Here is a 12,748-nt window from a genome sequence, read left to right on the forward strand (position 1 = left end):
ACGTCCGGGAGCCGTCTCACGGGCCGTCGCGCCGGTGCGGATGACCTCGGCGCTCGGGCCCGATACCAGCCGCCTCAGGAGGCCGCTGTGCCGTAGGCCGTCAGGTCGCCGCTCGCAGGAGAACAAGGGATGGCCCGGCCGTGTGGCCGGGCCATCCCTTCGGAGTGTGCGGGTGTCAGGCGTGCTGCGCGGCGGGCGTGGGGGCGGATGCCTGCTGGGGTTTGCGGGTCTCGCGGAGGACCAGCAGGCCGGTGACCGCGATCAGGGCCGAGGTCAGGCCGTGGATGCCGAACGCGGCGGCCGCGGAGCCGTGGTGGGCCAACACGGTGATCATGTCGGCGAACGGGGCGACGGCCACCATCAGCAACACCCAGCCCAGGGCACGGCGTTGGCCGGTCACCAGCAGGATGCCCATGGCCAGGCCCATCGCGTTCTCACGGTTGCCCTTGACGTTGAGGAAGCCCCCACCATCACCGGCGGGCCAGGTCGGCAGGCCGAAGCCCGGCGCCTGCGTCTCGGGAATCAGCAGGAACGACAGCCCCAGGTAGAAGCTGAACAGGACGACGGCGGTGGCCAGGATGGTGTTGATGGTCTTCAGCGACATGGTCGTTCTCCCTGTGAAGTTCAGATCAGGTGGGGGTCAGCCGCGAACGCGGCGGATGTAGCGGGCATGGTGGGGGCGCCCGATGAGGCGCCGGATGAGGCGGACCGGAGCGGGCGGGACGCCCAGGACCAGGGCGCGCTGGCCGGGTCGGCGCGGTGGCCGCCCAGGCGGGCAGCGCGGCCTCCATCCTGGTCAAGGTGGCGGTGATGCGCCCGCAGGCCCAGCCGGTACAGACGGACGTGGTCGGCGATCACCTGGGCGCGGGCGGTGTCCCCCCGGGGCGACGGCGGCGACCGGTTCCACCAGCAGCCGTGACTCACGGCGAACGACGCGGCGGACGATCTCCATGTCCTGGGTGCTGACGCTCATCTGTTCCCGCCTCTGCTGGACTGCCGCCTGGTCGGTGGCGATGGGTCAAGACTGCTCCCGGGCGTTTGGAAGGCACTTGGAGCTGACTTGGAGCAGTTCACGCCCAGCGCACGGACGTGCCGCGCGGCGGCGCTGCTCAGCCGTCGGCGTCCCGACGCCAGCCATGCCTCTGTCACCGGTAACGGGGGGTGGGGCGGGTGATCACAGGCGGAGGAAGTCGAATCGCAGCCTGCCGGGCGAAGATGACCGTGCCGGTGCGGCCGTTGGCCTGGTTGCCCGTTTCAGGTCCGCTGCGTGACCTCGTCCCGGGTCATCCCTGCTCGCGGTCGGCCGCCGTGGCCTTGACGCTGCGCCGTTCCGCGTAGGTGATGTAGCAGCAGAACGCGACCGCGACGCCCGCCAGTGCCTTGAGCGTGGTCTTCAGCCAGCCGGGTCCGTCGAAGAGGGCCACCAGCCCCTTGAACACGACCTTCAGCGCGCCGGGCGCGTCGATGTCGGGCAGCATCCGTGGAAGCCGGACGTCCCACAGGTCCAGCACGGCCAGAAACAGCACGACCAGGAGCGCGGGCACGCCGTAGGACAGGAACGCCCTGCCGATCGCGACCGGCCGGGAACGCCGGGACGGGCCCTTGCCGAGTTCGATCATTTCGCGGTGGTCCTTCGGGTGCGGTGTACGGCGGGACTTCAAGGGGGGCGAGGCCCTTCTCGCCGACCCGTTCTCCCGTGGTGACACGATGACCGCCGCGCGCCGATCGCCGGGTTGATCGAACGTTCCCCGTGGCCATCCTCTTGTTCTCCAGTGAGATGGCGCCCGCTGGGAAACGGTTCATGATCTGGGAGTTCGCCGGTCACGGTGCCGTCCGCCCGGCGGATCCCCAACTCGACCCCAGCCCGACCCCAGACCCCGCCGGGCACGGTGAAGCCGTCGAAAACGAACCGGCGGCGAGGACGGAGAGCACGAACGCTCTGACCGGCCTTGCCGCATGCGACGGCAACCGAAGGAGAACCACCGTGCTCACCAGACGAACCGTCTCGGCGCTGACGGCCGCGTCCGCGCTGGCCGCGATCACCGCCGTCCCCGTCGCGGCCGACCGTTCACGGGCGGCCGGGCCGACCCGGCTGGACCGCGCCACCGTGGTCCGCTGGGTGGACGGCTATCTCAGGGCGTGGAGGGACAAGGACGACGTGGCCGTCGGCGAGCTGTTCACCCGCGACGCCGTCTACCAGGAGGTCCCCGGCGACCCCGCCCGCACCTACGTGGGCCGCGACGCCATCCGCGCGTACTGGCGCACCGTCACCAAGGGCCAGTCCCAGGTCACCGCCCTGCGCGGCGAGCCCGTGATCCAGGGCGAACGGGCCTCGGTGGAGCTGTGGATCACCCTGCGGAACAACGGCAGGTGGGTGACCCTCATCGAGACCAACGTCCTGTCCTTCCGGAACGCGCGGGTCCACCGCAACGCCGAGTACTGGATCCTCCGCGACGGCCGGTTCGCGCCGCCGCGCGGCTGGGGAGCCCGCCCGTGACCGGCACGCGGCGCGACCCCGATTTCGCCCCTGACCCGCTCGGCGTCCCCGCCGACGACCACCACGGAGACCGGTCATGACCACGACGTTCCGGCGCCCCGGCCCCGCCCTGGCCCTGCTGGCGTTCGCCCAGCTGATCATTTCGATCGACTACAACATCGTCTACGTGGCGCTGCCGGAGATCGGCTCCCGGCTCGGGTTCTCGGCGCAGACCCTGCAATGGGTGATCAGCGCGTACGCGGTGGCGTTCGGCGGGTTCCTGCTGCTCGGCGGGCGCGCCGTGGACCTGTTCGGGCCGCGCCGCGTGTTCGTTCTGGGACTCGCCCTGTACGCGGTGTCGTCGCTGGCGGGCGGGCTGGCCACCGAGCCGCTGCCGCTGGTGGCCATGCGCGCGGTGCAGGGGCTCGGCGGCGCGCTGCTGTTCCCCGCGACGCTGACGCTGGTGTCCACCGGGTTCGCCGAGGGCCGCGCGCGCAACCGGGCGTTCGCGGTGTGGGGCACCGCCGGCGGCAGCGGCATGATCCTCGGCTCGCTGCTGGGCGGGGTGCTGACCGACGCGTTCGGCTGGGCGGCGGTCTTCTTCGTCAACGTGCCGCTCGCCGGGGCCGCCGCGCTGCTGGCCCTGCCGCTGGTGCCGCGCCGCGCCGCGCCCGGTGCGGGACGCCGGTTCGACCTGGCCGGGGCGCTCACCGCCACCACCGGAACGACGCTGATGGTGTTCGCCCTGGTGCAGGGGCCGGAGTCGGGCTGGGGCGCACCGGCCGTGGCGGGCGCGGGCGTGCTCGGCCTCGCGCTGCTGGCGGCGTTCGCGGTGATCGAGACCCGCAGCGCCGACCCGCTGCTCCCCCTCCGCCTGCTGCGCGGCCGCGACCTGGGCACGGGCGTGCTGGTGACGTTCCTGTTCATGGGGACCTTCGGCACCCTGCTGTACTTCCTGACCGTCTACTTCCAGGCGGTGCACGGCTACGACGCGCTGCGCACCGGGCTGGCGTTCCTGGTCCCGATGGCCGCGATCGTCACCGGCTCCCAGCTCGCCGGACGGCTGGCGACCGCCCGGGACCCCCGCACCGTGATGGTCGCGAGCCTGGTCGTCGGCGCCCTCGGCACCGTGCTCCTGGGCGCGACCCTGACCACCGGCGCCTCCTACTGGACGCTGCTGCCCGGCCTGGTCGTCCTCGGCGTCGGGCAGGGCGCGGGCTACACGCTGATGTTCGGGGCGGCCACCGCCGGGACGCCCGCCCATCAGCAGGGCGTCGCCTCCGGCGCGGCCTCCACCGCGCAGCAGGTCGGCGGCGCCGTCGGCCTGGCCGCCCTGGTCGCGGTCGCCAACGGCGGCACCGACGGCCTGACCGGCTCGGCCCTGCGCGCCGCCACCGCCGACGGGCTGCGCACCGCCGTCTTCGTCGCGGCCGCCGGAATCGCCGTCACCGCACTGGTCGCGCTGGGGTTCACCCCCGCCCGCAAGCGGAACGCCGAGCCCGTCCCGCTGGACCAGCCGGAGCCGCTGGTGGAACCGCTTCGATGAGGTCCGCTCGCCGGGCCCTCCCCAGACGGGGAGGGCCCGGCGGATCACTTGGCGCGGGTGGAGGGGCCCGCGAGGACGGCGGCGGCTCCCAGGCCCAGGTAGACGAAGCCGGTCGCGTAGCGCTGGCGGCGCCGGAACACCGGGCGGGCGCGCAGCCACGAGCCGATCGAGCCCGCCGCGACCGCGTACAGCGCGTCGCTCGCCATCCCGATCACCGACAGCGCGACGCCCATGACGACGATCTGCGCCGGGACCGGCATCGCGTCCGGGCCCTGGTCCACGAACTGCGGCAGGAACGCCAGGAAGAACAGCACGACCTTGGGGTTGAACAGGTTGATCAGCAGTCCGTCGAGGAAGACCCGGCGCAACGGCTGCGGGGCGACGTCCCGCTCCTCGTGCCCGTCGCGGCCGCGGAACGTGCGGTAGGCGAGGTAGAGCAGGTAGGCCGCGCCCGCGTAGCGCAGCGCGTTGAACGCGGTCGTGGACGCCGCGACCAGCGCCGACAGCCCGGCCGCCGCGGCCGCGACGTGCACGAGCGTGCCGACCTCGACGCCCAGCCCGGAGACCAGCCCGGAACGCGGCCCTTCGGCGACGCTGCGGGCGGTGATGTACAGGTGGTTGGGGCCGGGGATGACGATCAGCGTCACGGCGGCCAGCAGGAACAGCAGCGGATTGCTCACGTGCGGGACGCTATGCCCGGTCTTGGTCGTCCGGGAAGGGCCAATCCGCGTCCCGGCGAGGGGACCATCAGGCGGGGGCCTGCGCCGTCAGCGCGCCCGACAGCACGAGCCGCCCGGAGGTGCGGACCATCGTGGCGACCTCCTCCACCGGCCGCCGCAGCGCGGTCAGGCTGACCAGCGCGGCGAGCAGCACGTGCCCGAGGACGATCTCCACCTCGTCGCGTTCGGGCACCGGGTCGCCGATGGCGGCCGACAGGCGGTCGCGCACGAACAGGAACAGCACGGTGCGCGCGTCGTCCACGCTCGGGTCGTCGGAGGTGACGGCCTGGATGATCGCCGACGTCAGCGTGAGCTCCTCGAACGCGACGTGCACGATCCGGTCGAGCAGCGACACCAGCCGGTCCACGGGGGTGTCGCCGACGGCGAGCGCGTCGATGTCGGCGGTGACCCGGTGCGCCCAGGTCGCCGCGACCTCGGTGAGCAGGTGGTCCTTGGTGGCGAAGTACCGGTAGACGGTCGCCCGCGCGACCCCGGCGCGGTCGGCGACGTCGTGCATGGTGACGGCCGGGTACCCGCCCTCGTGGGCCAGCTCGCGGGCGGCGTCGAGCAGCCGTTCCCGCCGGGCCTGCTGATCCTTGCTCAGCGCCCGCGTCACGGTGATCCGCATGTCCCCGCTCAACACGCCTCCCAGAACTCAACCCACGCCATCTTCCCGCATCCCGCCCGTCCCCGTATATGCGCGGGCCCAGGAGATGATCGCGCGGACGGCTCACCGCCTCAGTCGATGATTTCGAAATCCCAGCCGCCCGGGCTGCCGTACATGAGACAGGTGCCCACGCCGTCCGGGGTCAGGCGGTCGCGGAGGTGAAACCTCACATAATGGCCGTCGCTCGTCGCGCAGGTGACGGTGTAGAGACCGACCCGACGCGCGGAGAAATACCTCGGGTCGCAGTCCCGTGCGGCCACGGTGCCGGCGTAGGCGTTGAGGCTGTCCATCGAATAGGCGAGCCGCGCCCTGTCCGGCGTGGAGGTCGCCAGAAGGACGACGGTGATGGCCAGCAGGACCGGGCCGGCGGCGATCCGCGCCGCGGCGGCCCCGCCCTCGCGCGGCCCCCTGAGCGCGAAGCACGTCCGCACCCCGGTGGCGAGCACGGCGACCATCAGGGCCAGCGCCACGTACATGCCGTACTCCTCGGCGGTCCCTCCGAGGGTCCAGCTCGCCACCAGCGCATAGGCGCAGACGGCGGCCACGGCGCCGACGAAAAGGATATCGAGCGCTTTGCGGAGCACGCCCCACAGCGTAACAAGCCGATATCAACGCCTCCTTCGGCGAAGGAGTGGCGCGGAAATGGCCACGGTCAACAGAATCCGGATTAACCGGAATTCGATTTCGGGAGCGGGGAGACGATCGCGCGGTCACGCCGTGACGGTCTGCCTCGAAGCGCGGGAGCGGACGCAGAAGGCGAGGGAGAGGCCCAGCCCGGCGAAGGCGAGCCCGCCCACCTGGCCGACCCACGGGGACCAGCCCTCGGCGTCGCCGACCGTGAAGCCGACGGTCGAGGCGACGAAGGTGGCGACCCCGTAGGGGGTCAGCAGCACCGCGCCCGCCCGGCCCGGCACGAGCAGCGTCCAGCGCGGCAGCCGCTCGCCCCAGGGCCGGGTCAGCGCCACCAGCAGCAGCACACCGCCGAGGGCGCCCAGCACGGTGAAGTCGATCCCGTGCCGCTCCATCCACACCAGCGCCTCGGGCACGCCGTTGGCGCGCATCTCGGCGACGAGGTCACCGGCCGGCCGTCCCGCGGTCCCGCCGAACGCCCAGTAGGTCTTCATCAGGATGTAGGGGGCCAGTGCGGCGACCCCGCAGGCGACGGCCTTCGGGGACCTCGTCGATGTCATGCCACTGATCATCGCGCCGTCCGGGCGGCGCGGCCTCCCGCCGGGGGACCGGCCGTCTCCCCCGTGCGGGGGAGGGCGGGTTCAGCCACGGGACTCGAAGTCGGGGAGGTCGGGGAGGCGGCCCTCCGCCAGGGAGCGGGCCCGTCGCACCAGGCCCGGACGGTAGGACTCGTGGGTCAGGATCAGGAACGTCTCGTCGCGGATCGCCGCGACCACCGCGTCCGCCACCTCCTCCGGCGGGATCCCGCGTGTGGTGACGTTCGAGATCACCTCGTCGATGAGCTCCTGATCGGCCGTGTGTTCGGTCGGGAGGTCGGCGGGGCGGTTGCGGTCGGCCTCGTGGATGCGGGTGTGCACGCCCCCGGGGCACAGGACCGAGGCGCGCAGCTTCGAGCCCGTCACCGCGAACTCGTGGGCCAGCGCTTCCGTCGCCGCGTACGTCGCGAACTTCGTCATCGCGTAGCCGCCCGTGAACGGGGCCGCGAACAGTCCCGCCACCGACGCCGTGTTGACGACGTGCCCCTCGGTGTCCTGCTCGATCATCCGGGGGACGAACGCGTGGACGCCGTGCAGCACCCCGAAGGTGTTCACCCGGAACATCCACTCGAAGTCCGCGAAGGGCCGCGTCCACATCTGGCCGCCGGTGAAGACGCCCGCGTTGTTGCACAGGATGTGGACCGCGCCGAACGTCTCGTAGACGTGGTCGGCGAACGCCCGCACCGCCGCCCCGTCGCCCACGTCCACCGGCCGGGCGGTCACCTCCGTCCCGCTCTCGGCGAGCGTGGAGCGGGTCTCTTCCAGGGCCTTGTCCTCGATGTCGGTCAGGGCCACCTTCATGCCCTCGGCCGCGAAGCGGAACGCCAGGGCCCGGCCGATGCCGCTGCCCGCGCCCGTCACCACCGCGACGCGTCCGGCGAAGTCGCGCACTTGTCGCCCACCTCCCGCGGGGTCAGGATGACAGAAATGATACCTACCGCTTGCTTGGTTGCGACGTTAGTCTAGACCGGAGTCTCAATCTCTGGGAGATCCCCGTGCCGCACCAGGAGCACTCCCCGGCCACCGGAGTCATCATCACCGGCGGCGCGTCCGGTATCGGCCTGGCGAGTGCGCGGGCGCTCGCCGAGGCCGGGCGGCCGGTCGCGCTGTGGGACCTGACCGACCCGTCCGGCGCCGCCAAGGAGATCGCCGCGGCCTTCGGTGTCGCCACCTGCGCCGTCGCCATCGATGTCACCGACACCGCCGCGCTGCCCGGCGCCGTCGAACGGACCCGGGCCGCGCTCGGTTCGGTCGGCGGGCTGGTGCACGCGGCCGGGAGGCCCGGTCCGCATCCGGTCGGCGACCTCACCGAGCGGCGGTGGGACGCCGTCCTCGACGTCAACCTCCGCGCCCAGGCCCTGATCGCCCAGGAGATCCTGCCCGACCTGCGGGCCAACCCCGGGTCGGCGATCGTCGGGATCTCCTCGATCGAGGCGTTCGTCGGGCAGGCGTTCATCCCCGCCTACTGCGCCTCCAAGGCGGGGCTGCTCGGCCTGACGCGGTCGCTGGCGCACCTGCTGGCCGCCGACGGGGTCCGGGTGAACGCGGTGTGCCCCGGCTACATCGACACCCCCATGCTGCGCGGCGCCACCCCCGAGGAGATGCTCGCGCGGTTCTCCGCCAAGTCCCCCATGGGAAGGCTCGGCGACCCGGCCGAGGTCGGCCGGGCCGTGCGGTTCCTGATGAGCGACGACGCCTCGTTCATCACCGGGACGCACCTCACCGTGGACGGCGGCACCACCGCCGTCGACCAGTAGGAGCGACATGGACGTCCACGAAGCGCTCTACACCACCCGCGCGATGCGGCGGGTCAGGCCGGACCCGATCCCCGAGGACGCGCAGCGCAGGATCCTGGACGCCGCGATCCGCGCGCCCAGCGGCGGCAACCAGCAGTACTGGCGGTTCCTGCTGGTCGACGACCCCGCGACCAAGGAACGGCTCGGCCCGCTGTACCGCGACGCCCTGGACCGGCTGTGGGAGACCGTCTACAAGCCCATGGTCGACCGGGTGAGGGCCGAGCCCGACACCCCCGAGAACGTCCAGGCCGCCAGGATCATGCGTTCCTCGCGGTGGCTGGGCGAGCACTTCGAGCGGGTGCCGCTGTTCCTGTTCGCCTACGCCCGGCACGACCTGACCGGAGGCTCGATCTTCCCGGCGGTGTGGAGCGCCCAGCTCGCCGCCCGCGCCGAGGGGATCGGCAGCACGCTGACCATGCTGCTCGGGCTCTTCCACCCCGACGAGACCCACCGGATCCTCGGCGTCCCGCAGGACGAGGGCTGGTCGCTGGCCGCGACCGTCTCGTTCGGCCACCCGCTCGGACGCTGGGGCGTGGCGGCCCGGCGGCCCGTGCACGAGGTCAGCTACCGCAACCGCTGGGGCGAGCCGGTCGGCTTCGAGATCCCCGAACCCCTCTGGAGGCCGCGATGACCGCACTCGAAGGCACGTCCGCGCTGGTCACCGGCGGCGGCAGCGGGATCGGGCTGGCGTGCGCGCGGCGGCTGGCCGCCGACGGCGCGCGGGTCACGGTCTGCGGGCGGACCGAGGCCCGGCTGAAGGAGACCGGCCTGCGGTACGTCGTCGCGGACGTGACCGACGAGGAGCAGGTGCGGGCGGCCGTCGCGTTCGCCGCCGAGCCCGCCCCGCTGCGCGCCGTCGTGCACAGCGCGGGCGGCACCACGTCGATCGGCCCGCTGCCGGACCTGGACGCCGGGGCCTGGCGGGCGACGCTGGAGCTGAACGCGACCGGCACCATGCTCGTGCTCAAGCACGCCGCCCGCGCCATGGCGCCGAGCGGCGGCGGCGCGTTCGTGGCGATCTCGTCGATCGCCTCCTCCAACACCCACCGCTGGTTCGGCGCCTACGGGGTCTCCAAGGCCGCCGTCGACCACCTGGTGCGGCTGGGGGCCGACGAGCTGGGCGGCGTCGGCGTCCGGGTCAACGGCATCCGCCCCGGCCTGGTCCGCACCGAGCTGGTCGCGGGGATCACCGACCCCGGGCCGGTCCTCGACGACTACCTGGCGTGCATGCCGCTCGGGCGCGTCGGCGAGCCCGAGGACATCGCCGAGGCCGCGCGGTTCCTGGTCGGGCCCGAGTCGTCGTGGCTGACCGGCCAGGTCATCAACGTCGACGGCGGCCACCACCTGCGGCGCGGCCCCGACTACCGGCCGGTGTTCGAGCCGATGTTCGGCGCGGACGCGCTGCGCGGACTTCCCCCCGAGGAGGGGTGACCCATGGACGACCTGGTCTTCAAGGGCGCGCGGGTCGTGGACGGGACCGGCGCGGCCCCGTTCACCGCCGACGTCGCCGTCACGAACGGAAAGATCACCGAGGTGGGGACGGCAAGCACGGCCCGGCGGGTGATCGACGCCGACGGGGCGCTGCTCACGCCCGGCTTCGTGGACATCCACACGCACTACGACGGCCAGGCCACCTGGGACCCGGTGCTGGCCCCGTCGGCCTGGCACGGCGTGACGACCGCCGTCATGGGCAACTGCGGGGTCGGGTTCGCGCCCGCCGCGCCCGACCGGCACGACTGGCTGATCGGGCTGATGGAGGGCGTGGAGGACATCCCCGGCAGCGCGCTGTCGGAGGGCATCTCGTGGGAGTGGGAGACCTTCCCCGAGTTCCTGGACGCGCTGGACCGCCGCTCCTACGCCATGGACCTGGGAACGCAGGTCCCGCACGGCGCGGTCCGCGCCTACGTCATGGGCGAGCGCGGCGCGCGCAACGAGCCCGCCACGCCCGGGGACATCGCCGCGATGAAGGCGATCGTCAAGCAGGGCGTCGCGGCCGGGGCCCTGGGGTTCTCCACCTCGCGGACGCTGACGCACAAGGCGATCGACGGCGAGTACGTGCCGGGCACGTTCGCGGCCGAGGACGAGCTGTTCGGGATCGGGGAGGCGCTGGCCGAGCTGGGGCGCGGCGTGTACGAGCTGGCCCCGGCGGGCGCGGCGGGCGAGGACGTCAACGCGCCGCGCCGGGAGATCGAGTGGATGCGGCGGCTGTCGCGGGCGACCGGGCGGCCGGTGTCGTTCGCGCTGTTGCAGATCGACGCGGTGCCGGACCTGTGGCGGGAGCTGCTGGAGCTGTCGGCCGACGCCGACGCGCGGCTGTTCCCGCAGGTGGCGTCGCGGCCGTTCGGAATGCTGATCTCGCTGGAGTCGCTGCACGCGTTCGGGGACCGGCCGTCCTACCGGGAGATCGCGCTCCTGCCCCGGGGCGAGCGGGTCCGGCGGATGCGCGACCCCGAGGTCAGGGCCCGCATCCTCGCCGAGACGCCCGCCGAGGAGGACGTGCTGTCGGCGATGGTGCGGGGGTTCCCCGACCGCCTCTACCCCCTCGCCGAACGCGACTGCGACTACGAGCCCGAGCCCGCCACGTCGGTGGCGGCCCGCGCGCGGGCCGCCGGGCGCGACCCCATGGAGCTGCTGTACGACCTGCTGCTGGAGGACGACGGCCGCAACGTGCTGATGATGCCGCTCCTCAACTACGCCGACGGCAGCCTCGACCCGCAGCGCGAGATGCTCACCCACCCGCGCGCCGTCCTCGGGCTGGGCGACGGCGGGGCGCACTGCGGGTTCATCTGCGACGCGTCGCTGCCCACGACGATGCTGGCGCACTGGGCGCGGGACCGGTGGCGCGGCGAGAAGCTGCCGCTGGAGCACGTCGTGCGGATGATGACGCGCGACACCGCCCGCCTGTACGGCCTCACCGACCGGGGCGTGATCGCGCCCGGCATGAAGGCCGACCTCAACCTCGTCGACTTCGACAACGTCGCCCTGCACCGCCCCGAGATGGCCTACGACCTGCCCGCCGGGGGGCGCCGCCTGTTGCAGCGCGCCGACGGGTACCTCGGGACGTTCGTGTCGGGCGTGCAGACGTTCGCCGACGGAGAGCACACCGGGGAACTGCCCGGATCGCTGGTGCGCGGAGGAGCCGCATGAGAATCGACCTGCTCGACGGCGACATGTACGCCACCGACCCCTGGTCGGTCTACCGGTGGATGCGCGCCGAGGCCCCCGTCTACCACGACGCCGACAACGGGCTGTGGGGCATCGCCAAGCACGCCGACATCTTCGCGATCGAACGCGACGCGAAGGTCTGGCGCAACTCCGGCGGCTACCGCCCGCAGATCCCGTCCGACCCGTCGATGATCGGCATGGACGACCCCGAGCACGCGCACCGCCGCCGGATGGTCTACCAGCGGTTCACGCCGCGCGGGGTGGCGCGCTACGAGAAGAGGATCCGGGACACGGCGGTCGAGTGCGTCGAGACCGCGCTGGAGGCGGGCACGGTCGACGCGGTGCCCGCGCTGGCCGCCCCGCTGCCGGCCCGGGTGATCGGCTGGCTGCTGGGCTTCCCCGACGAGGCGTGGGAACGCCTGGTGCACTGGTCGGCGACGGCGGTCGTGGCGGGCGGCGGGCGGCGCTACATCACCGACGAGGCCACGATCGCGGTCGGCGAGTTCGCGGGCGCGGTGCTGGAGATGGCCAAGGAGCGCCGCGCGTGCCCGGCCGACGACCTGCTGTCGGTCTGGTCGAACGCGGGCCCCGGCGACCCGCCCTACGACGACGAGCACTTCGCCCACGAGGCGCTGCTGCTGCTGGTCGGCGGCGCCGAGACGACCCGGACGGTCATCGCCACCGCCCTCGACGCGCTCATCCGCCACCCCGACCAGTGGCGGCTGCTGCGCGACGACCCGTCGCTGATCCCGGGCGCGGTGGAGGAGTTCGTGCGCTGGACGACGCCGATCCTCAACATGTGCCGCTCCCCCGTCCGCGACGTGGAGGTGCGCGGCGTCACGATCCCGGCGGGCGGGCAGGTGCTGCTGATGTACGGGTCGGCCAACCGCGACGAGGAGGTCTTCGCCGACCCCGACGCGTTCGACGTGCGGCGCCCGCCCGGCGACCACATCGCGTTCGGGCTCGGCCCGCACTTCTGCCTGGGCGCGTCCCTGGCCCGGCTGGAGCTCCGGATCTTCTTCGAGGAGTTCGTGGCCCGCGTCGCCACCGCCGAGCACGCCGACGACACCGGCCCGCGCATCCTGCCCAACGCGTTCGTGCGCGGCGTGACCTCATTCCCCGTCGCCCTGACGCGCCGCTGAGCCGCGTTCCC

The 12,748-nt window shown here is 73.2% G+C and carries 14 protein-coding genes; 7 read left to right on the top strand and 7 right to left on the bottom strand.

Annotation, left to right across the window (positions count from 1 at the left end; all coding sequences use genetic code 11):
* Positions 1 to 175: 175 nt before the first annotated feature.
* Both AKI01S_RS08325 and AKI01S_RS08330 read right to left on the bottom strand, forming a co-directional pair.
* Positions 176 to 604, bottom strand: a complete 429-nt coding sequence (locus AKI01S_RS08325; RefSeq protein WP_067813592.1) for a DUF4267 domain-containing protein — start codon at positions 602 to 604, stop codon at positions 176 to 178.
* A 679-nt stretch (positions 605 to 1,283) separates the two neighbouring features.
* The gene (locus tag AKI01S_RS08330; protein ID WP_067813594.1) at positions 1,284 to 1,619 is read right to left on the bottom strand and encodes a hypothetical protein; all 336 of its coding nucleotides are present in this window, start codon (positions 1,617 to 1,619) and stop codon (positions 1,284 to 1,286) included.
* 365 nt (positions 1,620 to 1,984) lie between these two features.
* Here AKI01S_RS08330 and AKI01S_RS08335 point away from each other — a divergent pair, with 365 nt between their 5' ends.
* A complete protein-coding gene (locus AKI01S_RS08335; protein WP_067813596.1) occupies positions 1,985 to 2,497 on the top strand; it encodes a nuclear transport factor 2 family protein in 513 nt (170 codons plus the stop codon).
* Between the two features lie 76 nt (positions 2,498 to 2,573).
* Complete coding sequence (locus AKI01S_RS08340; RefSeq protein WP_067813598.1) at positions 2,574 to 4,022, top strand: MFS transporter; 1,449 nt, start codon at positions 2,574 to 2,576, stop codon at positions 4,020 to 4,022.
* A gap of 44 nt (positions 4,023 to 4,066) precedes the next feature.
* Here AKI01S_RS08340 and AKI01S_RS08345 read toward each other — a convergent pair whose 3' ends face one another.
* The 5 genes from AKI01S_RS08345 to AKI01S_RS08365 form a co-directional block, all read right to left on the bottom strand.
* Entirely contained in the window at positions 4,067 to 4,702 is a 636-nt protein-coding gene (locus AKI01S_RS08345; RefSeq protein WP_067813600.1) for a LysE family translocator, read from the bottom strand.
* Positions 4,703 to 4,769: 67 nt separating this feature from the next.
* Positions 4,770 to 5,381 carry a TetR/AcrR family transcriptional regulator gene (locus AKI01S_RS08350; RefSeq protein ID WP_067813601.1) on the bottom strand — a complete coding sequence of 204 codons (612 nt, stop codon included), beginning with the start codon at positions 5,379 to 5,381 and terminating at the stop codon, positions 4,770 to 4,772.
* Between the two features lie 98 nt (positions 5,382 to 5,479).
* Positions 5,480 to 5,992, bottom strand: a complete 513-nt coding sequence (locus tag AKI01S_RS08355; protein WP_067813603.1) for a hypothetical protein — start codon at positions 5,990 to 5,992, stop codon at positions 5,480 to 5,482.
* A gap of 126 nt (positions 5,993 to 6,118) precedes the next feature.
* On the bottom strand, positions 6,119 to 6,598 hold the full coding sequence (locus AKI01S_RS08360; protein ID WP_067813606.1) for a DUF3995 domain-containing protein: 480 nt from the start codon (positions 6,596 to 6,598) through the stop codon (positions 6,119 to 6,121).
* Positions 6,599 to 6,679: 81 nt separating this feature from the next.
* Positions 6,680 to 7,525 (bottom strand): SDR family NAD(P)-dependent oxidoreductase, encoded by an 846-nt coding sequence (locus tag AKI01S_RS08365; protein WP_067813608.1) that lies wholly within the window; start codon positions 7,523 to 7,525, stop codon positions 6,680 to 6,682.
* A gap of 104 nt (positions 7,526 to 7,629) precedes the next feature.
* Between AKI01S_RS08365 and AKI01S_RS08370 the strand changes: the two genes are divergently transcribed.
* The 5 genes from AKI01S_RS08370 to AKI01S_RS08390 are packed head-to-tail and all read left to right on the top strand — an operon-like array spanning position 7,630 to position 12,737.
* Positions 7,630 to 8,391 carry an SDR family NAD(P)-dependent oxidoreductase gene (locus tag AKI01S_RS08370; RefSeq protein ID WP_083999171.1) on the top strand — a complete coding sequence of 254 codons (762 nt, stop codon included), beginning with the start codon at positions 7,630 to 7,632 and terminating at the stop codon, positions 8,389 to 8,391.
* Positions 8,392 to 8,398: 7 nt separating this feature from the next.
* A complete protein-coding gene (locus tag AKI01S_RS08375) occupies positions 8,399 to 9,061 on the top strand; it encodes a nitroreductase family protein (protein WP_067813610.1) in 663 nt (220 codons plus the stop codon).
* Entirely contained in the window at positions 9,058 to 9,861 is an 804-nt protein-coding gene (locus AKI01S_RS08380) for an SDR family oxidoreductase (RefSeq protein ID WP_067813612.1), read from the top strand. The genes AKI01S_RS08375 and AKI01S_RS08380 overlap by 4 nt, the downstream gene beginning before the upstream one ends.
* Before the next feature lie 3 nt (positions 9,862 to 9,864).
* Complete coding sequence (locus AKI01S_RS08385; RefSeq protein ID WP_067813614.1) at positions 9,865 to 11,577, top strand: N-acyl-D-amino-acid deacylase family protein; 1,713 nt, start codon at positions 9,865 to 9,867, stop codon at positions 11,575 to 11,577.
* Entirely contained in the window at positions 11,574 to 12,737 is a 1,164-nt protein-coding gene (locus AKI01S_RS08390) for a cytochrome P450 (protein ID WP_067813616.1), read from the top strand. Before AKI01S_RS08385 ends, AKI01S_RS08390 begins: the two co-directional genes overlap by 4 nt.
* Positions 12,738 to 12,748: the final 11 nt, after the last annotated feature.

It is taken from the genome of Actinomadura kijaniata NBRC 14229 (assembly GCF_001552175.1).
GTDB classification, from domain to species: Bacteria; Actinomycetota; Actinomycetes; order Streptosporangiales; family Streptosporangiaceae; genus Spirillospora; species Spirillospora kijaniata.